This window comes from Burkholderia stabilis, assembly GCF_001742165.1.
Taxonomy (GTDB): domain Bacteria; phylum Pseudomonadota; class Gammaproteobacteria; order Burkholderiales; family Burkholderiaceae; genus Burkholderia; species Burkholderia stabilis.
Genome location: NZ_CP016442.1, coordinates 1,449,531 through 1,474,275, shown reverse-complemented (window position 1 = coordinate 1,474,275; position 24,745 = coordinate 1,449,531). Strand labels below are relative to the sequence as shown.

Sequence of the window (24,745 nt, the reverse complement as noted above, 5' to 3'; positions counted from 1 at the left end):
GCTATTCCAGATGCATCGGCGGCCGATTGGCGGGCCTGCTCGCCAGCCGGCCGCCGTTTTGTTTACATGATCGAATTACGCAATCTTTCGCAGCGTTTCCCTGGCCCGACCGGCTGGGTCGAGGCATTGCACAACGTCAACCTGACGATTCCGCAGGGCGAGGTGTTCGGCATCATCGGCCGAAGCGGCGCCGGCAAGAGCACGCTCGTGCGCACCATCAACCTGCTGACGCGGCCGACCGAAGGCAACGTCGTCGTCGGCGGGCGCGATCTCACGCTGCTGCCGGCAAGCGCGCTGCGCGAGGCTCGCCGCGAGATCGGCATGATCTTCCAGCACTTCAACCTGCTGTCGTCGCGCACGGTGTTCGACAACGTCGCGTTGCCGCTCGAACTGGCCGGCGCAAGCCGTGCCGAGATTGAGGCCGCCGTGCTGCCGCTGCTCGACCTCGTCGGGCTGTCCGCGCAGAAGGATCGCTACCCGGCGCAGATCAGCGGCGGGCAAAAGCAGCGCGTCGGCATCGCCCGCGCGCTCGCGAGCAAGCCGAAAGTGCTGCTGTCGGACGAAGCGACGTCCGCGCTCGATCCCGAAACCACGCGTTCGATCCTCGACCTGCTGAAGCGCATCAATCGCGAGCTTGGCCTGACGATCGTGCTGATCACGCACCAGATGGAAGTGATCAAGCAGGTGTGCGATCGCGTCGCGGTGCTCGATGCGGGGCGTGTGGTCGAGGAAGGTCGCGTGATCGACGTGTTCCTGCAGCCGCATCACGAAGTGACGCGCGCGCTGATCGGCGACGTGATCGCACAGGAACTGCCGCCCGCGCTGAAGGCGCGCGTGGCCGAGCGGCTGAAGACGGGCAGCGGGCATCTGCTGCGGCTCGCGTTCACGGGTTCGGGTGTCGACCAGCCGATCCTGTCGGAAACGATCCGTCGGTACGAACTCGATTTCAACATCCTGCACGGCCAGATCGACGAGATCCAGGGGCAGGCATTCGGTTCGCTCGCGGTGCTCGCGGGCGGCGAGCCGGGCAAGGTCGGGCAGGCGCTCGCGTTCCTGCGCGAGCAAGGTGTGGTGGTAGAGGAGCTTTCGTATGTTGAGTGAGATGTTCGATATGTTCGTGCAGTCGTTCTGGGAGACGCTGATCATGGTCGGCATCTCCGGGGTGGTCGGCGCGCTCGTCGGGCTGCCGCTCGGCGTATTGCTCTACCTGACCGACCGTCAGGGCGTACTGCAGAATCTCGCGGTGAATCGCGTGCTCGGCGGCATCGTGAACGCCGTCCGCTCGACACCGTTCATCATCCTGCTGGTCGCGGTGATTCCGTTTACACGGCTCGTCACGGGTTCGTCGATCGGTACGGCAGCGGCGGTCGTGCCGTTGACGCTCGCAGCCGCGCCGTTCGTTGCGCGTCTCGTCGAAACGGCGCTGCGCGAAGTCGACCGCGGGTTGATCGAGGCCGCGCAATCGATGGGCGCGACCACGTCGCAGATCGTATTCAAGGTGCTGCTGCCCGAATCGCTGCCGGGTGTCGTGGCGGGCCTGACGATCACGTTCGTGTCGCTGGTCGGTTATTCGGCGATGGCGGGCGCGATCGGCGGCGGCGGCCTGGGCGATCTCGGGATTCGCTACGGCTACCAGCGCTATCTGCCGGAAGTGATGTGGACGGTCGTCGCGATCCTGATCGTGTTCGTTCAGATCGTGCAGTCGTTCGGCGACTGGCTCGTGCGCCGGCTGAGCCACAAATAAAACGAAACTGATCCGTTAGGGGAGACACGATGCAACGACGTTTCATGCTGAAGTTCGTGGCGGCGCTCGGTGCGGCCGCGTTGTTCGCGGGTGCGCACGCGCAGGCCGAAACCATCAAGGTGGGCGTAACGGGCGGGCCGCACGCGCAGATCATGGAAGCGGTGAAGAAGGTCGCGGCGAAGAGCGGCCTCGAGATCCGCATCGTCGAATTCTCCGACTACGTGCAACCGAACGCCGCGCTCGCATCGGGCGACCTCGACGCGAACAGCTACCAGCACGATCCGTATCTGCAGGCGCAGGTGAAGGATCGCGGCTACAAGCTGATCAAGGTCGCGGATACCGTGACGTTTCCGATGGGCATCTATTCGAAGCGCGTGAAGTCGCTGGCGGAATTGAAGCCGGGCGCGCGCATCGCGGTCCCGAACGACCCGACCAACGGCGGCCGTGCGCTGCTGTTGCTGCAAAAGCAGGGCCTGTTGAAGCTGCGCGCGGACGCCGGGCTGAAGGCGACGCCGCTCGATATCGTCGACAATCCGCGCAAGCTGAAGATCGTCGAGCTCGATGCGGCGCAGATTCCGCGTTCGCTCGGCGACGTCGATGCGGCCGCGATCAATACCAACTACGCGATGGAAGCGGGGTTGAAACCGAAACAGGACGCGATCGCGATCGAGGGCCCGAACGGCCCGTACGCGAACATCCTCGCAATTCGCGAGGCGGACCGGAACAAACCGTGGGTCGCGAAACTGATCGCGGCCTATCATTCAGCCGACGTGAAGCAGTTCATCGAAGGCAAGTTCGGCGGCGCGGTTATTGCCGCCTGGTAACGGGCGGAGCACGGGGCGCCCGGCGAGATTAGAGTTGGTGATCGAAAACCCGGGCTTTGCGTCCGGGTTTTTTCTCTTTTAAAATAGAACGATCGTTCGCTATCATTGGCGCGTCGCCAAGAAGCGGTATCCTCGACAGCCACGATGGATGGGTCCGCTTGGCCGCGCAGTCATGAGGCCTCGCTATAAAATGGCCTCTGGTCGTATTCGTAACTTTGGAGCGTGTGCATGAAAATCCTGGTGCCAGTGAAAAGAGTGGTCGATTACAACGTGAAGGTCCGCGTGAAGTCGGACAACACGGGTGTCGACATCGCGAACGTGAAGATGTCGATGAACCCGTTCGACGAAATCGCCGTTGAAGAAGCCGTGCGCCTGAAGGAAGCGGGCGTGGCGACCGAAGTGATCGCCGTGTCGGTGGGCGTCACGCAAGCGCAGGAAACGCTGCGCACGGCGCTGGCGATCGGCGCGGACCGCGCGATCCTCGTCGAGTCGACCGACGGCGTCGAGCCGCTGGCCGTCGCGAAGATCCTGAAGGCGCTGGTCGACAAGGAACAGCCGCAACTGGTGATCCTCGGCAAGCAGGCGATCGACGACGATTCGAACCAGACGGGCCAGATGCTGGCTGCGCTGGCAGGCCTGCCGCAAGCGACGTTTGCATCGAAGGTGACGGTCGCCGACGGCAAGGCTACGGTTGCACGCGAAGTCGACGGCGGCGCGGAAACGCTGTCGCTGACGCTGCCGGCGGTGATCACGACCGACCTGCGCCTGAACGAGCCGCGCTACGTGACGCTGCCGAACATCATGAAGGCGAAGAAGAAGCCGCTGGAAACCGTGAAGCCGGAAGACCTGGGCGTGGACGTCGCGCCGCGTCTGAAGACGCTGAAGGTGGTCGAGCCGCCGAAGCGCGCAGCCGGCGTGAAGGTGCCGGACGTGAAGACGCTGGTCGAGAAGCTGAAGACCGAAGCCAAGGTGCTGTAAGAGGGAGCGCAAAGAAATGACGATTCTGGTGATTGCAGAACACGACAACGCGTCGGTCAAGGCCGCGACGTTGAACACGGTGGCGGCGGCAGCGAAGATCGGCGGCGATATCCACGTGTTGATCGCGGGCCACAACGCGCAAGCGGCTGCGGATGCAGCGGCGAAAATCGCGGGTGTGTCGAAGGTGCTGCTGGCCGATGCGCCGCAGCTCGAAGCGGGCCTCGCGGAAAACGTCGAAGCGACCGCGCTGAACATCGCGAAGGACTACTCGCACATCCTCGCGCCGGCGACGGCCTACGGCAAGAACATCGCGCCGCGCATCGCCGCGAAGCTGGACGTCGCGCAGATCTCGGACATCACGGCGGTCGATTCGGCTGACACGTTCGAGCGCCCGATCTACGCGGGCAACGCGATCGCGACGGTGCAGTCGAGCGACCCGATCAAGGTCATCACGGTGCGCGCGACGGGCTTCGATCCGGTGGCGGCCGAAGGCGGCAGCGCAGCGGTCGAGAAGATCGAAGCGGCAGCCGACGCAGGCAAGTCGCAGTTCGTGAGCCGTGAAGTGACGAAGCTGGACCGTCCGGAACTCACGAGCGCGAAGATCATCGTGTCGGGCGGCCGCGGTCTGGGCAGCGGCGAGAACTACACGAAGGTGCTGGAGCCGCTGGCGGACAAGCTGTCGGCTGCACTCGGCGCATCGCGCGCGGCAGTGGACGCAGGCTACGTGCCGAACGACTACCAGGTCGGCCAGACCGGCAAGATCGTCGCACCGCAGCTGTACATCGCGGTCGGTATCTCGGGTGCGATCCAGCACTTGGCCGGCATGAAGGATTCGAAGGTGATCGTCGCGATCAACAAGGATCCGGAAGCACCGATCTTCAGCGTGGCCGATTACGGCCTCGTCGGCGATCTGTTCGCGCTCGTGCCGGAGCTCGTGACCGAGCTCGGCTGACGCGAAATGACGCTTCAGCGGTAAGCACACGAAAAGAGGGGCGCGACGAGCGCCCCTTTTTTTGCGCCATCGACAGACGAGAGAAGAGGAGACACACCATGAGTTATGTCGCACCGGTCAAGGACATGCTTTTTGTGCTGAAGGAACTCGCGGGCATCGACACCGTTGCGCAGCTGCCGGGCTTCGAGGATGCCGGTTACGACACGGCGCAGGCCGTGCTGGAGGAATCCGCGAAGTTCTGCGGCGAGGTGCTGGCGCCGCTGAACGTCGAAGGCGACCGCAACCCGAGCAGCTGGAAGGACGGTGTCGTGACCGCGACGCCGGGCTTCGCGCAAGCGTTCCGCCAGTTCGTCGAAGGCGGCTGGCAGGGGCTGCAGCATCCGACCGAGTACGACGGCCAGGGGCTGCCGAAGCTGATCGCGACGCCGTGCATCGAGATGCTGAACGCGTCGAACCTGTCGTTCGCGCTGTGCCCGCTGCTGACCGACGGCGCGATCGAGGCGCTGCTGACGGCCGGCACCGACGAGCAGAAGCAGCGCTACGTGCCGAAGCTGATCTCCGGCGAATGGACCGGCACGATGAACCTGACCGAGCCGCAGGCCGGCTCCGATCTCGCGCTGGTGCGCTCGCGCGCCGAGCCGCAGGGCGACGGCACGTACAAGGTGTTCGGCACGAAGATCTTCATCACGTGGGGCGAGCACGACATGGCGGACAACATCGTCCACCTGGTGCTGGCGCGCACGCCGAACGCACCGGAAGGCGTGAAGGGCATTTCGCTGTTCATCGTGCCGAAGTTCCTGGTGAACGAGGACGGCTCGCTTGGCGCGCGCAACGACGTGCACTGCGTGTCGATCGAGCACAAGCTGGGGATCAAGGCGAGCCCGACGGCGGGGCTGCAATACGGCGACCACGGCGGCGCGATCGGCTACCTGGTGGGCGAGGAGAACCGCGGCCTCGAATACATGTTCATCATGATGAACGCGGCGCGCTTCGGCGTCGGGATGCAGGGGATCGGCGTGGCCGACCGCGCGTACCAGAAGGCGGCGGAATTCGCGAAGGAACGGGTGCAGAGCCGCCCGGTGGACGGGTCGGCGAAGCAGTCGGTGACGATCATTCACCACCCGGATGTGCGGCGGATGCTCGGCACGATGCGTGCACTGACCGAAGGCGCGCGTTCGCTGGCCTATGTGGCAGCGGCGCACAGCGACATTGCCCACCGCCATTCGGACGAGGCGACACGAGCGCGTCATCAGGCAATCTACGAGTATCTGGTGCCGGTGGTAAAGGGCTGGAGCACGGAGATGGTGAACGATGTGGCGAGCCTGGGTGTGCAAGTGCACGGCGGGATGGGCTTCATCGAGGAGACGGGCGCGGCGCAGTATTACCGCGATGCGCGGATCCTGGCGATCTACGAAGGGACGACGGCGATCCAGGCGAACGACCTGGTGGGCCGCAAGACGATGCGCGACGGCGGCGCGGTGGCGAAGGCGTTGATTGCGGAGATCGGCGAGACGGTGGCGGCGCTGGGCAAGCTGGACGGCGCGGCGGCCGCGTCGATGAAGGCGCAGCTGGAGAAGGGTGCGCGCGCGTTGTCGTCGGTGGTGGATTACGTGGTGGCGAACGTGAAGCAGGACCCGAACGCGGTGTTCGCGGGCAGCGTGCCGTACCTGAAGCTGGCGGGCGTGGTGCTGTGCGGGTGGCAGATGGCGCGCGCGCTGCTGGCGGCGCAGGCGCAGCGTGCGAGCGACCCGGCGTTCTTCGACGCGAAGATCGCGATCGCGCAATGCTACGCGGAGCACATTCTGGTGCAGGCGGGCGGGCTCGAAGCGTCGATCGTCGGCACGAAGGGCAACGAGAGCGTGCTCGCGTTGACGGAAGATCAGTTCTGATCCGATCCCGCGCGACACATTCGACGAAATGAGAAAGGCGCCCCTCGGGGCGCCTTTCTTTTTGATGCCGGCTGGTCCGCATCGCTGCGGGCGGCCGCGGCTTACGCGTATGCGGGGCGCGTCTGGCCGGCCACGTCCTTCAGGTAACGGTGCACCGACAGGTCGTCGGCCTGGATCGCGGGCATCTTGCCCGAGATCAGGTCCGCGAGCAGCTGGCCCGAACCACACGACATCGTCCAGCCGAGCGTGCCGTGGCCGGTGTTCAGGAACAGGTTCGACACCGGCGTGCGGCCGACGATCGGCGTGCCGTCCGGCGTCATCGGGCGCAGACCCGTCCAGAAGGTCGCCTTCGAGGTATCGCCGCCGCCCGGGAACAGGTCGTTCACGCACATTTCGAGCGTTTCGCGGCGCGCCGCGCGCAGGTTCTTGTCGAAGCCGACGATTTCCGCCATGCCGCCGACGCGGATGCGTTGGTCGAAACGCGTGATCGCGATCTTGTAGGTTTCGTCGAGCACGGTCGACACGGGCGCCGCCGCTTCGTTGACGATCGGCGCGGTGATCGAATAGCCCTTCAGCGGATAGACCGGGATCTTCATCAGGTTCGAGATGAAGCTGGTCGAGTACGAGCCGAGCGCGACGACGTATGCGTCTGCACGCACCGTCTCGCTGCCGCATTGCACGCCGGCGATCTTGCCGCCCGCGATCGCGAGCGCGTCGATCGGCGTGTTGTAGCGGAATTTGACGCCGAGCGATTCGGCAAGCGCTGCGAGGCACGTCGTGAACAGCTGGCAATCGCCGGTTTCGTCGCCCGGCAGGCGCAGGCCGCCCGTCAGTTTGTGCGATACGGCGGCGAGCGCCGGTTCGGCGTTGCGCAGTTCGGCCGGCGACAGCAGTTCGAACGGCACGTTCGCTTCCTGCAGCACGGCGATGTCCTTCGCCGCGCCGTCGAGCTGCTGCTGCGTGCGGAACAGCTGCAGCGTGCCGCCCGTGCGGCCTTCGTACTGGATGCCGGTATCCGCGCGCAGCGTCTGCAGGCAGTCGCGGCTGTATTCGGCGAGGCGGACCATGCGGCCCTTGTTGACTGCATAGCGCTCGGCCGTGCAGTTGCGCAGCATCTGCCACATCCACTGGAGCTGGAAGCGCGTGCCGTCGAGGCGGATCGCGAGCGGCGCGTGCTTCTCGAACATCCATTTGACGGCCTTCAGCGGCACGCCGGGCGCGGCCCACGGTGCGGCATAACCGGGGGAGATCTGGCCTGCGTTCGCGAAGCTCGTCTCGAGCGCCGGGCCGGCTTCCCGGTCGATCACCGTGACTTCATGACCGGCCCGCGCGAGGTAATACGCGCTTGCCACGCCCACCACACCGCTGCCCAGAATGACGACTCGCATAGCTGCTCCAGATGGAAGGGACCAGATCGAGGCCGGGCGCACCTGCGGCTCCGTGTAACCTCTAGCTGATCTAGTTTTTTGCGCTATGGTATTGTCGAATGTCCAGGTTTTGTTATCGTATTTTTCAGGTTTTCAGCATAAAAAAATGAGAACGCAACGTCAGCCCGTACGCTCACTCGACAAGCTCGACCGGCGCATCCTCAAGCTGCTCCAGGACGACGGCCGGATGGCGATGAAAGACCTCGCGGAACAGGTCGGACTGACCGTCACGCCGTGCATCGAGCGCGTGCGGCGCATGGAGCGGGACGGCGTGATCACCGGCTATCACGCGCGGGTCGACCCGGGGCAACTGGGCGCCGCGCTGCTGGTGTTCGTCGAGATCACGCTCGGCCACAAGGGCGGCAACATGTTCGAGCAATTCCGCCGGGAAGTGATGAAGATCGACGAGGTGCTCGAATGCCATCTCGTGTCCGGCGATTTCGATTACCTGATCAAGGCGCGGATCGGCGAGATGGCCGATTACCGGAAGCTGCTCGGCGACATCCTGCTGCAGTTGCCCGGCGCGGTGCAGTCGAAGAGCTATGTCGTGATGGAAGAAATCAAGGAGACGCTGACGATTGCGGTCGGCGACTGACGTGCCGGCGGCCCGCTGTCGGGCCCCTTATCCCGCCCTTGGCATGCTGCGCCCAATACTGTATAAATGTACAGTATTGGGCGCAGGCGAATGGGTGGGCACATGGACGATCGGTTCGACAACGAATTTCCGGTAGCGCCGCCCGCGCCCCGCAAGGGGCGCGGTGCGGTCGACAACCTGCAGGGGCGGTACGAGATCGCGCAGCGCGAGGCGGTCGACGACGGCTGGACGCACGAGTCGGACGATGGCGACTTTCCCGCACCGTTGCGCACGCAGGTATTCGAGGAGCGGGCGAAGAGCATTCTCACGCACAACCAGTCGCCCGATATTCCGTTCAGCGTATCGCTCAACCCGTATCGCGGTTGCGAGCACGGTTGCATCTACTGCTTCGCGCGGCCGACGCACAGCTATCTCGGCCTGTCGCCGGGGCTCGATTTCGAAAGTCGCATCTATGCGAAGGTGAATGCGGCCGAACTGCTCGAGCGCGAGATTGCGCGGAAGCGCTACGTGCCGGAGCCGATCGCGCTCGGCGTCAACACCGACGCCTACCAACCGGTCGAGCGCGACCTGCGCATCACGCGCAGCGTGATCCAGGTGATGCACGATCACGGGCTGCCGTTCGCCGCGATCACGAAATCGTCGCTGATCGAGCGCGATCTCGACCTGCTCGCACCCATGGCCGAGCGCGGGCAGGTCATGGCGGCGGTCACGATCACGACGCTCGACGCCGATCTCGCACGCACGCTCGAGCCGCGCGCGGCGACACCGGCGCGCCGGTTGCGCACGATCCGTGCGCTGCGCGATGCGGGCGTGCCGGTTGGCGTGAGCATTGCGCCGATGATTCCGTTCGTCACCGAGCCCGACATGGAACGTGTGCTCGAAGCCTGTGCGGAGGCCGGTGCGACGCATGCGAGCTACATCATCCTGCGGCTGCCGTGGGAGGTCGCGCCGCTGTTCAAGAACTGGCTTACCGCCCATTTTCCCGATCGTGCGGAGCGCGTGATGAATCGCGTGCGCGACATGCGCGGCGGAAAAGACTACGACTCGGATTTTTCGAAGCGGATGAAGGGCGAGGGGATCTGGGCCGACCTGTTGCGGCAGCGCTTTCGTCAGGTCGTCAAGCGGCTCGGGCTGAACGAGCGCACGAACGGTATTCTCGATCTGTCGCAGTTCCGCGGTGCGCCGTCTGCGGCGGTGCCGGCGCAGCGCATTGCTGTTCGTTCGGTCGGTGCGAAGCCGCGCGACGACATGCAGTTGAACCTGTTCTGAGCGACAGGCCGATCCGCTGCCGGTCGGGGGCGGAATAGGGCACAGCGGCGAGCGACGGGTGTTGCTGCGTTGCGCCCGCTTCGCTTACTGCGAAATCTGCTTGGCCGCTTCGACCTGCGATTCGAAATACGTCTGGAACGACAGCGCGAGAGCGGTCATCAGCAGGAACGCGCCGATCAGCAGCGAGAAGATCACGACAAAGATCACGGCCCAGCCCGAGCGGCTGTGTTTGCCTGTTTCCGCGTTGAATTGCGCGTCCCACTTTTCGTCGGGGCGCAACCCGTAGACGAGTGCGGCGAGGAACGCCGCCAGCAGCGAGATCGCACCGGGCAGCGCGAGCCACCAGCCGAGGCCGGCCGTACGCTGGGTGGCGGCGAGCAGGAGGAAGCCCGGGATGCCGACGATCGTCGCAAGCAGGTGCGCCCAACCATACACGTCGCGAAGGCCGTACAGATAGAAGCGGTGCGCGCCGAGCGAGCCGAACAGGAAGGCGAGGGCGGCGGTGAGCGTCTTGGAGCGGAAGCGGCGGGACGGTGCGGTGCTGCTGGACATGGATGGCGGCGTATTGTCGTTGGCATGGGCGGCCGGCAGGCCGGCGCGGGCGCGCGGCCCGGCACGCATTCTACGATGCCCGGTCGGGGCCGGTCACCCCCGGGCTGCGTCAAGGTGCCGCATAAGTCACGCGGTAGATGGCACCCGCATAGTCGTCGCTGACGAGCAGCGAACCGTCCGGCAACGGCAGCACGTCGGCCGGTCGTCCCCATACCGTGCCGTCCGGCCGCAGCCAGCCCGTCACGAACGGAGTCTGGCGAGCCTGGCTGCCGTCTGCCGAGACGACGACGCGCATCACGCGATAGCCGACCTTCGTGCTGCGGTTCCATGAGCCGTGTTCGGCAATGAACACGTTATTGCGATACGACGCCGGAAACATCGGCCCGGTGTAGAAGCGCATGCCGAGCGATGCGACGTGTGCGCCGAGTTTCAATACGGGCGGGACGTAACGGCGGCATACGTCGGCGCTGCCGAATTCGGGGTCGGGCGTGTTGCCGCCATGGCAGTAAGGGAAGCCGAAGTCGAGGCCGGCGCGCGGCGCGCGGTTCAGCTTGTCGTCGGGCACGTCGTCGCCCATCATGTCGCGCCCGTTGTCGGTAAACCACAGCTCGCCCGAATCGGGGTGCCATGCGAAGCCGACCGTATTGCGCACACCGCGGGCGAAGACTTCGCTGCCGCTGCCGTCGGCTTTCATGCGTGCGATGATCGCGTAGCGGCTGCGATCGGCGAGGCAGACATTGCACGGCGCGCCGGTCGGCACGTAAAGCTTGCCGTCGGGGCCGAACGCGATGAATTTCCAGCCATGATGGTGTTCGGTCGGCAGTGCGTCGGTTACGACGACGGGGGCTGGCGGCCTGGCGAGCCGGTCATCGATGCGGTCGAGACGCAGGATGCGCGATACCGCAGATATATAGAGCGCGCCGTCGCGATAGGCAACGCCGACGGGCATGTCGAGCCCGGACGCGATCACGTAGCGTGCGCTGATCCGGCCCTCGTGCATCACGAATGCATGCACGCGTCCTTCCCGTGTGCCGACATACAGAATGCCGCGCGGCGACCACGCCATTTCGCGCGCGGTCGGTACCGCATCGGTCAGGACCTCCACGCGGAAACCGGGCGGAACAACGAGTTCGTCCACCGGCAACGGCGCCGCGAACGCCGTTGCGGACACGAGGCAGGCGAGGCCGGCAAGCAGTGCCGCGAACGGTGCTGCGCGCGGGCGCGTCGAGGCGGTGCGAAGGGGCGACATGACGACGGGGAACGTCCTGAACACGACGATTGTAGGCCCGTCGGACAGGGCTTCCGCGGATTTTTTCCGCGTAAGTGTTTGTTGTACCTCTGGTTTCCGGCTATAATCGCGTGTTTCAGTAGTTTCGAACCCGGTTTTCCGAAGGACATCATATGGTTATCATCCGTCTGGCTCGTGGCGGCTCGAAGAAGCGCCCGTTCTACAACATCGTTGCTACCGATTCGCGTAACCGTCGTGACGGCCGCTTCATCGAGCGCGTCGGCTTCTACAACCCGGTTGCCACGAAGGGCGAATCGCTGCGTATCGCTCAGGATCGCCTGACGTACTGGCAAGGCGTTGGCGCGCAACTGTCGCCGACCGTCCAGCGTCTCGTGAAGGAAGCGCAAAAGGCGCAACCGGCTGCCTAACATGGCACGGTGTGCCGGTCGTGCCGGCTGTGAGGTGCATTGATGGCGGGTCACGATTCCGGTAATGCAAGGCGCGGGCGTGCGTCATTTGGCGCATTCGTCCGCAAGCCGGTCGAGCGCGACGTCGTCGCGAACGCCGGTGAGGCTGCCGAGCAAGGTGGTCTCGAAGCGGCGCAAGCCTGGCCCGACGATGCCGTCGAGGTCGGGGCGGTAGTCGACGCCTACGGCCTGAAGGGCTGGGTCAAGGTGGCGACGCATGCCGACGCCGGTCGCGGCGGCGACGCGCTGCTCAAGGCACGCCGCTGGTGGCTGGAACGCGGTGCGGAGCGGCTGTCCGTTCGCATCATGCAGTCGAAGACGCACAGCGACACGGTCGTTGCGCAACCCGCGGGCGTCAGCGACCGCGATGCTGCGCTGGCCATGCGCGGCTTTCGCGTGTTCGTGCGCCGGGAAGATTTCCCGGCACTGGCCGCGGACGAATTCTATTGGGTCGACCTGATCGGTCTCGATGTCGTCAACGAGCAATCGGTGGCACTCGGGAAAGTGAGCGGGATGATCGACAACGGCGTGCATTCGATCATGCGTGTCGAATATCCGGCGACCGGCAAAGACGGTCAGCCGACCACCGACGAACGGTTGATTCCGTTTGTCGGCGTATACGTCAAAACGGTGGACCAGGCGGCGCGTCGCATCGTCGTCGACTGGGAAGCCGATTACTGAAATGAACCAGGTTACCGAGAGCGCGGTGCAGTTCGACGTCGTCACGCTCTTTCCCGAGATGTTCCGCGCACTGACCGACTGGGGAATCACCAGCCGGGCCGTCAAGCAAGGGCGCTTCGGGCTGCGCACCTGGAATCCGCGTGATTTCACGACGGACAACTACCGCACGGTCGATGATCGTCCGTACGGCGGCGGTCCGGGCATGGTGATGCTGGCCAGGCCGCTCGAAGCCGCGATCGGCGCCGCGAAAGCGGCGCAGGCGGAGCAGGGTATCGCGAGTACGCGCGTCGTGATGATGTCGCCGCAGGGCGCACCGCTCACGCACGAGCGCGCGGTGCGGATGGCGCAGGAGCCGGGTGTCGTCGTGCTGTGCGGCCGCTACGAGGCGATCGACCAGCGCCTGCTCGACCGTTGTGTCGACGAGGAAATCAGCCTCGGCGATTTCGTGCTGTCGGGTGGAGAGTTGCCGGCGATGGCGATGATGGATGCAGTCGTACGGTTGCTGCCCGGCGTGCTGAACGATTCGCAGTCGGCCGTACAGGACAGTTTCGTCGACGGCCTGCTCGATTGTCCGCATTACACGCGCCCCGAGGAGTACGACGGCGTGCGCGTGCCGGACGTGCTGCTCGGCGGGCATCATGCCGAGATCGAGCGGTGGCGGCGCCAGGAAGCATTGAGGAATACGTTGCGGAAGCGGCCGGACCTGATCGTCCGGGCGCGCCGCGAGAAGTTGTTGAGCCGTGCCGACGAGGCATGGCTTGCGAACCTCGCACGCGAAGCGAAGAACGCCTCCTGAGGCGAAGTCGCGGGCGGGAATTGGCGGTGCTGTACATGCGTGTGCGGTGCCTGATGTGAATCCATCCTCTATCGGGGCCAGGCCTGGAAGCAGGCGGGTGCCAACGCCGACACGATGGCATAAGGAGTCAGTAATGAATCTGATCGCAAAACTTGAGCAGGAAGAAATCGAGCGCGCGCTCGCCGGCAAGACGATCCCCGAATTCGCCCCGGGCGACACGGTGATCGTGAACGTGAACGTGGTTGAAGGTACCCGCAAGCGCGTTCAGGCTTACGAAGGCGTCGTGATCGCGATTCGCAACCGTGGCCTGAACTCGAACTTCATCGTCCGCAAGATTTCGTCGGGCGAAGGCGTCGAGCGTACGTTCCAGACGTACTCGCCGCTGCTGGCAAGCATCGTCGTGAAGCGCCGCGGTGATGTGCGTCGCGCGAAGCTGTACTACCTGCGCGAGCGTTCGGGCAAGTCGGCTCGAATCAAGGAAAAGCTGGTGTCGAAGGATCGCACCGCAGCAGCTTCCCAAGAGTAAGAGCTGTAAGGAAAAAGCACCCGACCTGAACTGACCCCACAAAGTTGGACAGTTTAAGAAGGCTAGGCGCCCAAGGGCTGAGTTCTGTATTGAACGGGACTCAGCCCTTTTAGTTTGAGCTTGATGCGATCGTGGTTGTAGTAATGGATGTAGCGATCCAACGCATCGCGTAACTGTTCGACGCTAGCAAAGCGTTGCAGCCTGTAGCACTCTGACTTGAGCGTACCGAAGAAGCTCTCCATCGCGGCGTTGTCCAAGCAGTTGCCTTTGCGTGACATGCTCTGCGTCAACGCGTGCTGGCCAAGCAGCCGACGATACGCTGGCATCTGATACTGCCAGCCCTGATCCGAATGCAGCAGCGGTCGATCCTTGCGTCCAAGCTTGGTCAGCGCCTTCTTCAGCATACGGCTGACCATCTCGAAGCTTGGCCGTCGATCCATCTGATAGGCGACGATCTCCCCGTTGTACAGATCCATCACTGGCGACAGGTACAGCTTCTGGCCACCGACGTTGAACTCAGTCACGTCGGTTACCCATTTCTGATTCGGGCGCTCGACATCGAACTTGCGCTGCAGCAGATTAGGCGCGACACGACCAACTTCGCCTCGCCAGGAGCGGTATTTCTTTGGGCGCACCAAGGACTTCAGTCGCAATTGTCCCATCAGTCGTTGCACGGTCTTATGGTTGATCGCGTGTCCTGCCTGCCGGATTGTGGCGGTGATTCGCCGATAGCCGTAACGACCTTGGTGATGCTCGTACACGGTCCGGATCCTGGCTTTGAGATCGGCATGTCGATCACCGGCATCCAGCACCTTCAACTGATAGTAGAACGTGCTGCGCGCCAGATCTGCTGCTTTCAGAAGGGCTGCTATCGGATGGCATTGCCTGAGCTCGCGCACTATTTGCGCTTTTTCTTTGGCGCTGCTTGCTCCTTTGATCGCAGCAGCGCATCGAGCTTTTTTAGGTACGCCACCTCCGCACGCAGATATTCGTTCTCTTTGAGCAGGTCGTCGCGTGAGAGCGTGTCCGGCGTGCGTGCCTCATCGGGCTGCAGCGGGAACTCCGGTTTCATGTCTGGTTCAGGCTTCATGCTGGGCGGGCGTCCTCGTCGGCGAGGCTTCAGAGCATCTATACCGCCGTCATGATACAAGCGCACCCAAGTTGCCACGGTTCGGTCACCACGAATGTTGAATAGTGTCGCGACCTCGCGATACGAAAGCTCATCGCGCCACATACGCTGTAAAACCGAAAGCTTGAACTGCTCATCATAGTGGCTGTATTTCTTACTCAGTCCGGCAACGCCGTGCTCACGATACCGGGCGACCCACCGGTGCACTAGCGTATAGCTCAGGCCGTATCGCTTGCCCAACGCCTTCACTCCAGCGTTGCCGGCAAGGTACTCGTCTACGATTTGCCGCTTGAACTGCTCGTTGTACTTCGTCATGAAAAAACACCCCAAAGGTTGGATCGATGTCCAACTTTTGGGGTGCAGTTCAACCGGGTGCTTTTTTCATTCTGGCGCGACAATATGCTCGATACGACACGAACCCGAGAGCCCCATTGAATCGCCGCCCCATCATCGATCCCGAAGTATTGCCGGTCGAAGGCACCGGCGCCGGCCTGCCCGCCATTGATCCCCGCCTGTTGACGCCGTCCGGCCTGCGCGACCGTTTTGCGCGCACGCTCGAGTGGAGTGTCGAGCCCGGAGAGGCGAGACTGCAGGAAGGCATCGATCCGCGCAGCGCGGCCGTCCTCGTCCCGCTCGTCGTCCGCGAGTCGGGCCTCACCGTGCTGTTGACCCAGCGCGCCGATCACCTGAATGACCACGCCGGGCAGATCAGCTTCCCCGGCGGCCGCCGCGAGCCGTTCGATCGCGATGCGACCGCAACCGCGTTGCGCGAGGCGAAGGAAGAAATCGGGCTGGCCGCCGAGCGCGTCGAAATCCTCGGCGCGCTGCCCGACTACCTGACCGGCACCGGCTTTTGCGTGACGCCGGTGGTCGGCCTCGTGCATCCGCCGTTCACCGTGCAGGCCGACACGTTCGAAGTCGCTGAAATATTCGAGGTGCCGCTCGCGTTTGTGATGAATCCGGCGAATCACCAGGTCCGCGTGTTTCGCTGGGAAGGCGGCGAACGTCGTTTTTTTGCGATGCCCTATCCAAACGGCAAACCGGGCGGGCATTACTTCATCTGGGGCGCAACTGCCGCCATGTTTCGCAATCTGTACCGCTTCTTGGCCGCCGGCTAGGCGCACACACCGGCCGGCGCGTACGGCCGGCTGCCGGGCAACCGCGCCGGCAGCCATGCGGTGCTTACGCTGTGCTATCGTTATGCAAAAAATGACATAACTCCGAAGACGGCGCCACGCATGACTTTCTTTTCGGTTCTCCTCGCCCTCATCATCGAACAGGTCCGCGCGTTGTCGCCGAACAATCCGGTGTTCGCGCTGTTCCAGTTTCATGCGGAAACCGTCGCGCATGGCCTCGACGCCGGCAAGCAGAAGCACGGCATCCTCGCATGGCTCGCGGTCGTGCTGCCGTGGGTGCTGATCGTCGCACTGATTTATTTCCTGCTGTACAAGGTGAGCTTCGTGCTCGCGTTCGCGTGGAACGTCGTCGTCGTGTATTTCACGCTCGGCTTCCGCCAGTTCAGCCATTACTTCACCGATATCCATCTCGCGCTCAACAACGACGACGTGCCGCGCGCGCGCGAAATCCTGCACGAGTGGACGGGAATCGACACGGTCGACATGCCGGTCGGCGAAATCGTCCGTCATACGCTGATTCACGCCGTGGTCGCATCGCATCGCCACGTGTTCGGCGTGTTCTTCTGGTATGTGCTGCCGATCGGCCCGGCCGGTGCCGTGCTGTACCGCATTTCGGAATATCTCGCGCGCAGCTGGTCGACGCCGGGTGACGACCGCACGGCCGCATTCTCGACGTTCGCACAGCGTGCGTTCTTCGTAATCGACTGGATTCCCTCACGGCTGACCGCGCTCGGCTTCGCGATCGTCGGCAACTTCGAGGATGCGATCTACGCGTGGCGCAACCACACGCGCCAGTGGCCCGACCCGAACGACGGCGTGTTGCTCGCAGCCGGCAGCGGCGCGCTCGGCGCGCGTCTCGCGGGGCCGCTCGCGGAACCGTCGAGCCTCGATGCGCTGGCGGTCGGCGACAGCGGTCCGCTGACGGTCGGTGACGATTGCACGCCGCGTACGCTGCAGTCGGCAGTCGGCCTCGTCTGGCGCGCGGTGATCCTGTGGATGATCCTGCTGCTGATGCTGACGCTCGCCGTCTGGGTGTCGTGACGGGGTAGCGCAGCACCCGATGAAAGAAAAAGGCCGGCTTGATGCCGGCCTTTTTGCTGTGCTTCAGTCGTCAAGCGGATTGCGCATGGCGCCACACTGCCAGCACGCGGTGAACTGGGCTTCGAGCGCTTCGCCGCATTGCCGGCAGCGCCACGGCGCGGCACCGGCCGACGGGCCGTGCGACGCGGCATCGAGGAGCCGGCGCGCGAGCGCGTCGTCGCGTTCGTCGTCGAGCCACAGTTCGGGCGTGCACGCGTCGGCGGGTAGGCCGCCGAGCGCGCCGGTCGCGTAGCAGTTATGCAGCTCGCAACCGATGCCGGCCGCCTGAAGCACGTTGGCCCAATGCTGCGCGGTCGCGAGATTGGGTGCCTTGAAACGCATGACGGCTCCTGTCGGTGAAGGCCGGCCGCCGCGCGCCTGCCGCGCGCTCAGCGGACGATCTGGCTCGCCTCGTGCACGAGCTGCGCGTACAGCGCATGCCGCGACGGCGCGATGCGGCCGTCGGCGACGGCTTCGAGAATCGCGCAGCCGGGCTCGTGCAGATGATGGCAATTATAGAAACGGCAGTCCGCGAGCAGCGGCCTGAACTCCGGAAATGCGCGCTCGAGACGCCCTTCGGTCAGATGGTAGAGGCCGAATTCCTGGAACCCCGGCGAATCGATCAGCGCACCGCCGCCCTCCAGCGGGTAGAGCCGCGTGAACGTCGTCGTGTGGCGGCCGCTGTTGAGCGCGGCCGAAATCTCGCGCGTCGCGGCTTCGGCATCCGGAACGAGCAGGTTCACGAGCGTCGACTTGCCCATCCCGGACTGGCCGAGCAGGATCGTCGAATGGCCGGTGAGGTGCGGCATCAGTTGCGCGCGCGCGTCGTCGGGCGAACCCTTCACCGACAGCTCGAGCACGTCGTAGCCGAGCGCGCGGTACGGCGCGAGGCGCTCCCGTGCGACCGGCAGCGCGGCCTCGACGTCGATCTTGTTCAGCACGACGAGCGGCTTCAGCTCGTTCGCCTCGGCGGCGATCAGCGCGCGGCCGAGCAGATCCTCGCTGAAATAGGGCTCGGTCGCGAGCACGATCAGCAACTGGTCGAGGTTGGCCGCGAAAAGCTTCGACTTGAACTGGTCGGAGCGATACAGCAGGTTGCGCCGTTCGCCGATTTCGACGATCACGCCCTGGTCGGCCGACGCCTGCTCGTACACGACGCGGTCGCCGACCGCGATATCGCTCTTCTTGCCGCGCGGGAAGCACTGCAGCATCGGGCCGCCGTCGTCGGGCGCGACGATGTAGTGGCGCCCATGAGCCGCGATCACGCGGCCTTCGACACGCTGTGCGCCCGACGCGCGCGGGGCCGGCTTGCGGGAGGTCGGCCGGCTCATGCGTGCTGCATCAGGCGGTCGATCCGCTGCGAGGCGGGCGGATGCGAGTAGTAGAAGGCCGTGTAGACGGGGTCGGGCGTCAGCGTCGACGCGTTGTCCTCATAGAGCTTCACGAGCGCGCTGACGAGATCCTGTGCGTCGGTCTGGCTGGCCGCGAACGCGTCGGCCTCGAATTCGTGCTTGCGCGACGTGAGGCTGCTGAACGGCGTCGCGAAGAACAGGAACACGGGAATCGCCAGGAAGAACAGTACGAGCGCGGCGCCGGCGTTGCTCGTGTCGAGCGACGGCGTGACGCCGAGCCCTGTATAGAACCACGTGCGCTGCGCAAGCCAGCCGAGCAGCGCGAGGAGCACGAGGCTCAGCACGAACGACACGAGCATCCGCTTCATCACGTGGCGGCGTTTGAAATGGCCGAGTTCGTGCGCGAGCACCGCTTCGATTTCCTGGCCGGACAGGCGCGCGAGCAGCGTGTCGAAGAACACGATCCGCTTCGATGCGCCAAAGCCCGTGAAGTACGCGTTGCCGTGCGCGGAACGGCGGCTGCCGTCCATCACGAACAGCCCCTTCGCCGCGAAGCCGCAGCGCTTCATCAGCGACTCGATGCGCGAGCGCAGCGCGTCGTCCTTCAGCGGCTCGAACTTGTTGAAGATCGGTGCGATGAAGGTCGGGTAGATCAGCAGCACGAGCATCTGGAACGCGACCCAGACGATCCAGGTCCACAGCCACCACAGGCTGCCGGCCTGGTTCATCAGCCACAGCACGACGAACAGCAGCGGCAGGCCGAGCGCGGCGCCGAGCAGCGAATTTTTCAGCATGTCGGTGAAGAACAGCCGCTTCGTCATGCGGTTGAAGCCGAAACGCTGTTCGATCCCGAACTGGCGGTAATACTCGAACGGGACGTCGATGACGCTCGTGACCACGAGCACCGAGGCGACGAGCGCGACCTGCTGCCCGTAGCCGCGGCCGATCCAGCCGGTCAGCAGCGTGTCGAGCGCACCGACGCCGCCGAGCAGCGTGAGGCCGACCAGCGCGGCCGCGCTGACGACGATCTCGAGCATCGTCAGCCGGGTGCGCTCGACCGTATAGTCGGCCGCGCGCTGGTGGGCGGTCAGCGGGATGGTTGCGCTGAACTGCGCAGGCACGCCGTTGCGGTGCGCGGCGACGAAGCGGATTTGCCGCGACGCGAGCCAGAGCTTGGTGACGACCATCGCGAGTACGGCGAGCGCGAACAGCAGGGTGAACGAAAAGGGTGACATCGAAGGCGCCAAAGGGTTCTATGCGAGAATTATATGTTCTTGCGGACCGGGCCCGCTGATGCGATGCCGGCCGCCCGGGCGGCGCTGCGCGCCGCCTGCCATTTTCCAGGATGACTCATGACCGATACCGCCGCTTCCACCAGCCAGCCCGCGCTCGTGCGCAACGAGTTGAACCTCGTCTGGCTCGACATGGAGATGACGGGCCTCGACCCGGATAACGACCGTATCATCGAGATCGCGGTCGTCGTGACCAATTCCACGCTCGACATCGCGATCGAAGGCCCGGTGTTCGCGATCCACCAGAGCGACGAAACGCTCGCGAAGATGGACGACTGGAACAAGTCGACGCACGGCCGCTCGGGCCTGATCGACCGCGTGCGCGCGTCGACCGTGACCGAAGCGGAAGCCGCCGCGCAGCTGCAGGCGTTCCTCGCGCAGTACGTGTCGCCCGGCAAGTCGCCGATGTGCGGCAACTCGATCTGCCAGGATCGCCGTTTCATGGCGCGCTGGATGCCGGAATTCGAGAAATTCTTCCACTATCGCAATCTCGACGTCAGCACGCTCAAGGAGCTGTGCCGCCGCTGGCAGCCCGCGATCTACAAGGGCTTCCAGAAGCGCGCGATGCACACGGCGCTCGCGGACATCCATGAGTCGATCGACGAGCTGAAGTACTACCGCGAGCATTTCCTGATTCCGGCCGCGTCGGCGTCGGCTGGCGAGTCCGCGCCGGCCGCCTGAGCGGGCCGGCACGCGCTCAGCGCTGGGCGCTTTTCGGCCGGAACGCCGCGACCACCGCGGTGTCGGTCTCGACGTACGGGCCGCCGATCAGGTCGATGCAGTAAGGCACCGCGGCGAAGATCCCGGGCACCGTCGACTTGCCGTCGGCGTCGCGCAGCCCTTCGAGCGTTTCCCGGATCGACTTCGGCTGGCCGGGCAGGTTGATGATCAGCGCTGCATGGTCGGCCGTCTCGCGGATCACCGCGACCTGCCGCGACAGAATCGCGGTCGGTACGAAATTCAGGCTGATCTGCCGCATCTGCTCGCCGAATCCCGGCATTTCCTTCGTCGCCACGGCCAGCGTGGCCTCCGGCGTCACGTCGCGGCGCGCGGGGCCCGTGCCGCCCGTGGTCAGCACGAGATCGCAGCCGGCGACGTCGACGAGTTCGGCGAGCGTGGCGGAGATCGTCGGCGCATCGTCCTGGATCAGCCGCGTCTCGGCGCGCCACGGCGACGTCAGCGCGCCGCCGAGCCATTCCTGCAACGCCGGAATGCCCTTGTCCTCGTAGACGCCGGTGCTCGCGCGGTCGCTGATCGACACGAGGCCGACGACGAGTTCGTCCGGATGGTTACGCTTCGTCGTCGTCATGGTCGTCTCCGGCATCGTCCGATGCTTCGTCGTCCGCATCGGGCGTGCCGCTCGCGGTCTTGATCCACTGGAACAGCTCGCGGAAATAGCGCGGCGGCTTGCCTTGCTGCGCTTCCTTGCGTGCGTTGCGGATCAGCGTGCGGCCTTCCTGGATGTCGGCTTCCGGGTGTCGGCGCAGGAATTCGGTCAGCGCGTCGTCGTTGGCGAGCAGCTGTTCGCGCGTGCGCTCGATCCAGTGCAGGCGGGCCGTCGCGGCCTTGTTCACGCCGCGCTGCGCGTCGAGCGCGGTGCGCAGCGCGGCCGTCTCGTCGTCGGTCAGCGTGCGCATCACACGGCCGACGTACTGCAACTGGCGGCGCTTGCCTTCGTGATCGGTGATCCGGCGGGCCTCGCGGACGGCGTCCGAGAGACTTTCGGGCATCGGCATGCGCTTCAGCGCGTCTTTCGGCAGGTCGACGAGCGCTTGGCCGAGCACCTGCAGCTCGTGCATTTCGCGCTTCAGTTGGGATTTGCTGGGGCGATCGTAGCCGTTGTCGTCGTCCTCGACGGCATGCTCGATCGGCTGGATTCGGGTTTTGCGTGTCATAGGCGGCATTGTATCGCGGCGCGGACACCCCAAGCTTGTCTGTGCCCGGCCCCGGACCTTGCTATGATCGCGGGATACGCAACATTTTGAACATGCGGGCGCCCGCCCGCCACCGGATACCAAGACGATGGCAGCCAATCTCGACGTACAAGCGCGCTATTTCCCGCACACGCAGGACCAGCTCAAAGAAATCGCCTCGGACATCCTTCGCCATGCGAAGGCACTCGGCGCGACGGACGCCGCGACCGAAATTTCCGAGGGCGACGGCCTGTCGGTGTCGGTGCGCCGCGGTGAAGTCGAAACGATCGAGCACAACCGCGACAAGATGGTCGGCGTGACCGTGTTCATCGGCAAGAAGCGCGGCAATGCGAGCACGTCGGACTTCTCGCCGGCCGCGATCAAGGATACCGTCGCCGCCGCCTACAACATCGCGCGCTTCACGGCCGAGGACGAAGCGGCCGGCCTCGCCGAGGCCGAGCTGCTCGAAACCGATCCGCGCGACCTCGATCTCTACCATCCGTGGGCGCTGACGGCCGACGAAGCCGTCGAGCTCGCCCGCCGCGCGGAAGATGCCGCATTCGCGGTCAGCCCGCAGATCCGCAATTCGGAAGGCGCGAGCGTGTCGGCCCAGCATTCGCAGTTCGTGCTGGCGACGTCGCGCGGCTTTCTCTCCGGTTACCCGTACTCGCGCCACTACATCGCATGCGCGCCGATCGCGGGCAGCGGCCGCCACATGCAGCGCGACGACTGGTATTCGTCGAAGCGCAGCGCGATCGATCTCGCCGAGCCTGAAGCGGTGGGCCGTTACGCGGCCGAACGCGCGCTCGCGCGGATGGGCGCACGCCGCCTCGACACCCGCAAGGTGCCCGTGCTGTTCGAGGCGCCGCTCGCGGCCGGCCTGCTCGGCGCATTCGTGCAGGCCGTGAGCGGCGGTGCGCTGTACCGCAAGACGTCGTTCCTCGTCGACAGCCTCGGCAAGCCGGTGTTCGCACCGCACATCCAGGTCGTCGAGGATCCGCACGTGCTGCGTGCGATGGGCAGCGCACCGTTCGACGAGGAAGGCGTGCGCACGCGCGCGCGCAGCGTCGTCAAGGACGGCGTCGTCGAGGGTTACTTCCTGTCGACCTATTCGGCACGCAAGCTCGGCACGCAGACCACCGGTAACGCGGGCGGCTCGCACAATCTCGCACTGCGCAGCTCGAACACGCAGCCGGGCGACGATTTCGACGCGATGCTGAAGAAGCTCGGCACCGGCCTGCTGCTGACCGAACTGATGGGGCAGGGCGTGAACTACGTGACGGGCGACTATTCGCGCGGTGCGGCAGGCTTCTGGGTCGAGAACGGCGTGATCCAGTATCCGGTCGAGGAAATCACCGTCGCGAGCACGCTGCAGGAGATGTTCCGGCATATCGTCGCGATCGGCGCCGATTCGATCGTGCGCGGGACGAAGGAAACGGGCTCGGTGCTGATCGAGCAGATGACGATCGCCGGGCAGTAAGCGGCGCGCGGCGCCGGCCGCGATCAAATGAAAAAGCCCGATCGGCGCGAGCCGGTCGGGCTTTTTTCATGCCGCGCGACGTGTCAGCCGCGCTTGCGCTCGTAGACGACGAACGCGTAGCCGAACGTGTTCGGTGCAGCCGCCTCGTGCGCATCGCGCGAGACTTCCTGCCAGTGCGCGGCGTCGGGCGCCGGGAACGATGCGTCGCCGTCGAAGTCGGCATCGATCTCGGTGACGACCAGCTTGTCGGCGAGCAGGAGCCCTTCCGCGTAGAGCTGTGCGCCGCCGAGCAGGAATGCCTCGGGCACGCCGTCGCGCGCGGCGAGCGCCAGTGCATCGGCGAGCGACGTGACCGTGTCGCAGCCATCGAAGCGGCGCGTTGCGTCGCGCGTGACGACGATGTTGCGGCGGCCCGGCAGCGGCCGGCCGATCGACTCGTGGGTCTTGCGGCCCATGACGATCGGCGCGCCCATCGTCGTGCGCTTGAAGAACGCGAGATCTTCGGGAAGTTTCCAGGGCAACTGGTTGTCGCGGCCGATGATGCCGTTGCGGGCGCGCGCGACGATCAGGGTCAACGTCGTCATGAAGGTCGGGGAGGAGGAAAACCGGAATGGCGCCGATTCTACCGGAACGGCGGCGCGTGCCGGATTCCGTGTGGGTGCGGAATGCATCCGCCTCCCTGCGCTGCGCGCCGCGACGCGGCATGCAATGCATCGCGGCGGCGGATCGAATAAAAAGAGTGCCCGCCGGGGGACGGAGCACGAAACCGTTTCGTGTCGCGAGATCAGCGGCGCCGGTCCCGATCGTTGCTATCCGGCCCGATCAAATCAATACGCAATCCTCATCGAATCGATTGGCGTATAGATCACTGGTGCGTACTGCCTTGTGCGTTTCCTTCCATCGCGTGCTGTGCTTCGCCTGGCTGCGGGGCCGGGAGCGGCATCGGCAACTGGGGCGGCGGCGGGATCTCGTCCCACAGCGTCACCGAAGTCTTGCCGGCCGACAGCGGTCGCGGTGCCGACACCGTCACGATGCCGAACCCGCTGCCGTGCTGCATGCTCGGCGCGTTGGCGGCAAGCAGCATGGCGCCATCCTGTTTCACGCTTTCGTCCGCATGTGCCGGTGCGGATGCGCAGGCGGCCGCGAGCGCAATTGCCATCGGTACGAAAGAAAGTAAAAGAAGTTTTCGCATGGTTACGGTCTCCGATGTATTCCGTATTCAGCGAAATACATGCCATCGTGCCGGGACCGTTGTCGCCACTGCGATTCGCGCGCAAGCGTTGCGAATTGTGGCCAAAAACGCCTGAAAATGTTTCATGCCTGAAACGAGGGGGCTCGGGAATACTGCGGATTCAATCAATACGCTTCAAGGATGAAAATCGACGCGTGTGTCGATGGAAGAACATTTCGCTGCGCACGTGCTATGTGCAGATGA

27 protein-coding genes are annotated in these 24,745 nt (G+C 64.9%); 16 read left to right on the top strand and 11 right to left on the bottom strand.

Features of this window, described 5'->3' with window-relative positions; translation table 11 throughout:
* The first annotated feature begins 66 nt into the window (after window positions 1-66).
* The 6 genes from BBJ41_RS06860 (at window position 67) to BBJ41_RS06835 (ending at window position 6,387) form a co-directional block, all read left to right on the top strand.
* The gene (locus tag BBJ41_RS06860; protein ID WP_069745878.1) at window positions 67-1,101 is read left to right on the top strand and encodes a methionine ABC transporter ATP-binding protein; all 1,035 of its coding nucleotides are present in this window, start codon (window positions 67-69) and stop codon (window positions 1,099-1,101) included.
* Window positions 1,091-1,744 (top strand): methionine ABC transporter permease, encoded by a 654-nt coding sequence (locus BBJ41_RS06855; RefSeq protein WP_059235465.1) that lies wholly within the window; start codon window positions 1,091-1,093, stop codon window positions 1,742-1,744. Before BBJ41_RS06860 ends, BBJ41_RS06855 begins: the two co-directional genes overlap by 11 nt.
* 29 nt (window positions 1,745-1,773) lie before the next feature.
* On the top strand, window positions 1,774-2,568 hold the full coding sequence (locus BBJ41_RS06850; protein WP_069745877.1) for a MetQ/NlpA family ABC transporter substrate-binding protein: 795 nt from the start codon (window positions 1,774-1,776) through the stop codon (window positions 2,566-2,568).
* Window positions 2,569-2,796: 228 nt separating this feature from the next.
* On the top strand, window positions 2,797-3,546 hold the full coding sequence (locus BBJ41_RS06845; protein ID WP_069745876.1) for an electron transfer flavoprotein subunit beta/FixA family protein: 750 nt from the start codon (window positions 2,797-2,799) through the stop codon (window positions 3,544-3,546).
* Between the two features lie 16 nt (window positions 3,547-3,562).
* Window positions 3,563-4,498 carry an electron transfer flavoprotein subunit alpha/FixB family protein gene (locus BBJ41_RS06840; protein ID WP_069745875.1) on the top strand — a complete coding sequence of 312 codons (936 nt, stop codon included), beginning with the start codon at window positions 3,563-3,565 and terminating at the stop codon, window positions 4,496-4,498.
* Between the two features lie 98 nt (window positions 4,499-4,596).
* Window positions 4,597-6,387 (top strand): acyl-CoA dehydrogenase, encoded by a 1,791-nt coding sequence (locus tag BBJ41_RS06835; protein WP_069745874.1) that lies wholly within the window; start codon window positions 4,597-4,599, stop codon window positions 6,385-6,387.
* Window positions 6,388-6,488: 101 nt separating this feature from the next.
* Here the strand turns inward: BBJ41_RS06835 and BBJ41_RS06830 are convergent, their stop codons facing one another.
* On the bottom strand, window positions 6,489-7,775 hold the full coding sequence (locus BBJ41_RS06830; RefSeq protein WP_069745873.1) for a D-amino acid dehydrogenase: 1,287 nt from the start codon (window positions 7,773-7,775) through the stop codon (window positions 6,489-6,491).
* Between the two features lie 145 nt (window positions 7,776-7,920).
* Here BBJ41_RS06830 and BBJ41_RS06825 point away from each other — a divergent pair, with 145 nt between their 5' ends.
* Together BBJ41_RS06825 and BBJ41_RS06820 are read left to right on the top strand one after the other, a co-directional pair.
* Window positions 7,921-8,409 (top strand): Lrp/AsnC ligand binding domain-containing protein, encoded by a 489-nt coding sequence (locus BBJ41_RS06825; protein WP_027783879.1) that lies wholly within the window; start codon window positions 7,921-7,923, stop codon window positions 8,407-8,409.
* Window positions 8,410-8,499: 90 nt separating this feature from the next.
* The gene (locus BBJ41_RS06820) at window positions 8,500-9,678 is read left to right on the top strand and encodes a PA0069 family radical SAM protein (protein WP_069745872.1); all 1,179 of its coding nucleotides are present in this window, start codon (window positions 8,500-8,502) and stop codon (window positions 9,676-9,678) included.
* An 84-nt stretch (window positions 9,679-9,762) separates the two neighbouring features.
* Here the strand turns inward: BBJ41_RS06820 and BBJ41_RS06815 are convergent, their stop codons facing one another.
* Together BBJ41_RS06815 and BBJ41_RS06810 are read right to left on the bottom strand one after the other, a co-directional pair.
* Window positions 9,763-10,230 carry an NINE protein gene (locus BBJ41_RS06815; protein ID WP_069747614.1) on the bottom strand — a complete coding sequence of 156 codons (468 nt, stop codon included), beginning with the start codon at window positions 10,228-10,230 and terminating at the stop codon, window positions 9,763-9,765.
* Window positions 10,231-10,339: 109 nt separating this feature from the next.
* The gene (locus tag BBJ41_RS06810) at window positions 10,340-11,479 is read right to left on the bottom strand and encodes a PQQ-dependent sugar dehydrogenase (RefSeq protein ID WP_069745871.1); all 1,140 of its coding nucleotides are present in this window, start codon (window positions 11,477-11,479) and stop codon (window positions 10,340-10,342) included.
* A gap of 152 nt (window positions 11,480-11,631) precedes the next feature.
* On the opposite strand from BBJ41_RS06810, the gene rpsP reads away from it, so the two are divergent.
* The 4 genes from rpsP (at window position 11,632) to rplS (ending at window position 13,928) form a co-directional block, all read left to right on the top strand.
* Entirely contained in the window at window positions 11,632-11,886 is a 255-nt protein-coding gene (rpsP, locus tag BBJ41_RS06805; RefSeq protein WP_006476550.1) for a 30S ribosomal protein S16, read from the top strand.
* A 42-nt stretch (window positions 11,887-11,928) separates the two neighbouring features.
* The gene (gene rimM / locus BBJ41_RS06800; RefSeq protein WP_069745870.1) at window positions 11,929-12,606 is read left to right on the top strand and encodes a ribosome maturation factor RimM; all 678 of its coding nucleotides are present in this window, start codon (window positions 11,929-11,931) and stop codon (window positions 12,604-12,606) included.
* 1 nt (window position 12,607) lies between these two features.
* The gene (gene trmD / locus BBJ41_RS06795) at window positions 12,608-13,402 is read left to right on the top strand and encodes a tRNA (guanosine(37)-N1)-methyltransferase TrmD (RefSeq protein ID WP_069745869.1); all 795 of its coding nucleotides are present in this window, start codon (window positions 12,608-12,610) and stop codon (window positions 13,400-13,402) included.
* A 133-nt stretch (window positions 13,403-13,535) separates the two neighbouring features.
* Entirely contained in the window at window positions 13,536-13,928 is a 393-nt protein-coding gene (gene rplS, locus BBJ41_RS06790; protein WP_006761288.1) for a 50S ribosomal protein L19, read from the top strand.
* Window positions 13,929-13,990: 62 nt separating this feature from the next.
* On the opposite strand, the gene BBJ41_RS40255 is transcribed toward rplS, so the two are convergent.
* Window positions 13,991-15,372, bottom strand: a protein-coding gene (locus tag BBJ41_RS40255; protein ID WP_156814746.1) for an IS3 family transposase whose coding sequence is annotated in 2 segments (ribosomal slippage) — window positions 13,991-14,892 and window positions 14,892-15,372 — 1,383 coding nt in all. Because the reading frame shifts where the segments join, the coding sequence is not laid out codon by codon here.
* A gap of 116 nt (window positions 15,373-15,488) precedes the next feature.
* On the opposite strand from BBJ41_RS40255, the gene BBJ41_RS06775 reads away from it, so the two are divergent.
* Complete coding sequence (locus BBJ41_RS06775; protein ID WP_069745868.1) at window positions 15,489-16,175, top strand: CoA pyrophosphatase; 687 nt, start codon at window positions 15,489-15,491, stop codon at window positions 16,173-16,175.
* A gap of 120 nt (window positions 16,176-16,295) precedes the next feature.
* The gene (locus BBJ41_RS06770) at window positions 16,296-17,234 is read left to right on the top strand and encodes a CobD/CbiB family protein (protein ID WP_069745867.1); all 939 of its coding nucleotides are present in this window, start codon (window positions 16,296-16,298) and stop codon (window positions 17,232-17,234) included.
* Between the two features lie 63 nt (window positions 17,235-17,297).
* Here BBJ41_RS06770 and BBJ41_RS06765 read toward each other — a convergent pair whose 3' ends face one another.
* Genes BBJ41_RS06765 through BBJ41_RS06755 form a run of 3 tightly spaced genes read right to left on the bottom strand, consistent with a single transcriptional unit; the run spans window position 17,298 to window position 19,860 of the window.
* Window positions 17,298-17,615, bottom strand: a complete 318-nt coding sequence (locus BBJ41_RS06765; protein WP_069745866.1) for a putative signal transducing protein — start codon at window positions 17,613-17,615, stop codon at window positions 17,298-17,300.
* Between the two features lie 47 nt (window positions 17,616-17,662).
* Window positions 17,663-18,604, bottom strand: a complete 942-nt coding sequence (gene rsgA / locus BBJ41_RS06760; RefSeq protein ID WP_069745865.1) for a ribosome small subunit-dependent GTPase A — start codon at window positions 18,602-18,604, stop codon at window positions 17,663-17,665.
* Entirely contained in the window at window positions 18,601-19,860 is a 1,260-nt protein-coding gene (locus tag BBJ41_RS06755; RefSeq protein WP_069745864.1) for a M48 family metallopeptidase, read from the bottom strand. The genes rsgA and BBJ41_RS06755 overlap by 4 nt, the downstream gene beginning before the upstream one ends.
* A gap of 117 nt (window positions 19,861-19,977) precedes the next feature.
* On the opposite strand from BBJ41_RS06755, the gene orn reads away from it, so the two are divergent.
* Window positions 19,978-20,598 carry an oligoribonuclease gene (gene orn, locus BBJ41_RS06750; RefSeq protein ID WP_069745863.1) on the top strand — a complete coding sequence of 207 codons (621 nt, stop codon included), beginning with the start codon at window positions 19,978-19,980 and terminating at the stop codon, window positions 20,596-20,598.
* A gap of 16 nt (window positions 20,599-20,614) precedes the next feature.
* On the opposite strand, the gene mog is transcribed toward orn, so the two are convergent.
* Together mog and yjgA are read right to left on the bottom strand one after the other, a co-directional pair.
* Window positions 20,615-21,226 carry a molybdopterin adenylyltransferase gene (gene mog, locus BBJ41_RS06745; RefSeq protein ID WP_069745862.1) on the bottom strand — a complete coding sequence of 204 codons (612 nt, stop codon included), beginning with the start codon at window positions 21,224-21,226 and terminating at the stop codon, window positions 20,615-20,617.
* The gene (gene yjgA / locus BBJ41_RS06740; protein WP_272481937.1) at window positions 21,207-21,812 is read right to left on the bottom strand and encodes a ribosome biogenesis factor YjgA; all 606 of its coding nucleotides are present in this window, start codon (window positions 21,810-21,812) and stop codon (window positions 21,207-21,209) included. The genes mog and yjgA overlap by 20 nt, the downstream gene beginning before the upstream one ends.
* Before the next feature lie 127 nt (window positions 21,813-21,939).
* On the opposite strand from yjgA, the gene pmbA reads away from it, so the two are divergent.
* Window positions 21,940-23,310 carry a metalloprotease PmbA gene (pmbA, locus tag BBJ41_RS06735; RefSeq protein WP_069745860.1) on the top strand — a complete coding sequence of 457 codons (1,371 nt, stop codon included), beginning with the start codon at window positions 21,940-21,942 and terminating at the stop codon, window positions 23,308-23,310.
* Between the two features lie 83 nt (window positions 23,311-23,393).
* Here pmbA and BBJ41_RS06730 read toward each other — a convergent pair whose 3' ends face one another.
* Window positions 23,394-23,894, bottom strand: coding sequence for a dihydrofolate reductase (locus BBJ41_RS06730; protein ID WP_069745859.1), 501 nt, complete (start codon window positions 23,892-23,894; stop codon window positions 23,394-23,396).
* 281 nt (window positions 23,895-24,175) lie between these two features.
* Window positions 24,176-24,394 (bottom strand): hypothetical protein, encoded by a 219-nt coding sequence (locus BBJ41_RS06725; protein ID WP_236872054.1) that lies wholly within the window; start codon window positions 24,392-24,394, stop codon window positions 24,176-24,178.
* Window positions 24,395-24,745: the final 351 nt, after the last annotated feature.

Coding starts and splice junctions, on each gene's coding strand:
- trmD (WP_069745869.1), top strand. CDS start 12,608: ATGAACCAGGTTACCGAGAGCGCGGTGCAGTTCGACGTCGTCACGCTC.
- BBJ41_RS06730 (WP_069745859.1), bottom strand. CDS start 23,894: ATGACGACGTTGACCCTGATCGTCGCGCGCGCCCGCAACGGCATCATC.
- orn (WP_069745863.1), top strand. CDS start 19,978: ATGACCGATACCGCCGCTTCCACCAGCCAGCCCGCGCTCGTGCGCAAC.
- mog (WP_069745862.1), bottom strand. CDS start 21,226: ATGACGACGACGAAGCGTAACCATCCGGACGAACTCGTCGTCGGCCTC.
- BBJ41_RS06815 (WP_069747614.1), bottom strand. CDS start 10,230: ATGTCCAGCAGCACCGCACCGTCCCGCCGCTTCCGCTCCAAGACGCTC.
- BBJ41_RS06830 (WP_069745873.1), bottom strand. CDS start 7,775: ATGCGAGTCGTCATTCTGGGCAGCGGTGTGGTGGGCGTGGCAAGCGCG.
- BBJ41_RS06820 (WP_069745872.1), top strand. CDS start 8,500: ATGGGTGGGCACATGGACGATCGGTTCGACAACGAATTTCCGGTAGCG.
- BBJ41_RS06850 (WP_069745877.1), top strand. CDS start 1,774: ATGCAACGACGTTTCATGCTGAAGTTCGTGGCGGCGCTCGGTGCGGCC.
- BBJ41_RS06770 (WP_069745867.1), top strand. CDS start 16,296: ATGACTTTCTTTTCGGTTCTCCTCGCCCTCATCATCGAACAGGTCCGC.
- BBJ41_RS06840 (WP_069745875.1), top strand. CDS start 3,563: ATGACGATTCTGGTGATTGCAGAACACGACAACGCGTCGGTCAAGGCC.
- yjgA (WP_272481937.1), bottom strand. CDS start 21,812: ATGACACGCAAAACCCGAATCCAGCCGATCGAGCATGCCGTCGAGGAC.
- BBJ41_RS06855 (WP_059235465.1), top strand. CDS start 1,091: ATGTTGAGTGAGATGTTCGATATGTTCGTGCAGTCGTTCTGGGAGACG.
- BBJ41_RS06860 (WP_069745878.1), top strand. CDS start 67: ATGATCGAATTACGCAATCTTTCGCAGCGTTTCCCTGGCCCGACCGGC.
- rplS (WP_006761288.1), top strand. CDS start 13,536: ATGAATCTGATCGCAAAACTTGAGCAGGAAGAAATCGAGCGCGCGCTC.
- rimM (WP_069745870.1), top strand. CDS start 11,929: ATGGCGGGTCACGATTCCGGTAATGCAAGGCGCGGGCGTGCGTCATTT.
- rpsP (WP_006476550.1), top strand. CDS start 11,632: ATGGTTATCATCCGTCTGGCTCGTGGCGGCTCGAAGAAGCGCCCGTTC.
- rsgA (WP_069745865.1), bottom strand. CDS start 18,604: ATGAGCCGGCCGACCTCCCGCAAGCCGGCCCCGCGCGCGTCGGGCGCA.
- BBJ41_RS06810 (WP_069745871.1), bottom strand. CDS start 11,479: ATGTCGCCCCTTCGCACCGCCTCGACGCGCCCGCGCGCAGCACCGTTC.
- pmbA (WP_069745860.1), top strand. CDS start 21,940: ATGGCAGCCAATCTCGACGTACAAGCGCGCTATTTCCCGCACACGCAG.
- BBJ41_RS06725 (WP_236872054.1), bottom strand. CDS start 24,394: ATGCTGCTTGCCGCCAACGCGCCGAGCATGCAGCACGGCAGCGGGTTC.
- BBJ41_RS06835 (WP_069745874.1), top strand. CDS start 4,597: ATGAGTTATGTCGCACCGGTCAAGGACATGCTTTTTGTGCTGAAGGAA.
- BBJ41_RS06845 (WP_069745876.1), top strand. CDS start 2,797: ATGAAAATCCTGGTGCCAGTGAAAAGAGTGGTCGATTACAACGTGAAG.
- BBJ41_RS06755 (WP_069745864.1), bottom strand. CDS start 19,860: ATGTCACCCTTTTCGTTCACCCTGCTGTTCGCGCTCGCCGTACTCGCG.
- BBJ41_RS06765 (WP_069745866.1), bottom strand. CDS start 17,615: ATGCGTTTCAAGGCACCCAATCTCGCGACCGCGCAGCATTGGGCCAAC.
- BBJ41_RS06825 (WP_027783879.1), top strand. CDS start 7,921: ATGAGAACGCAACGTCAGCCCGTACGCTCACTCGACAAGCTCGACCGG.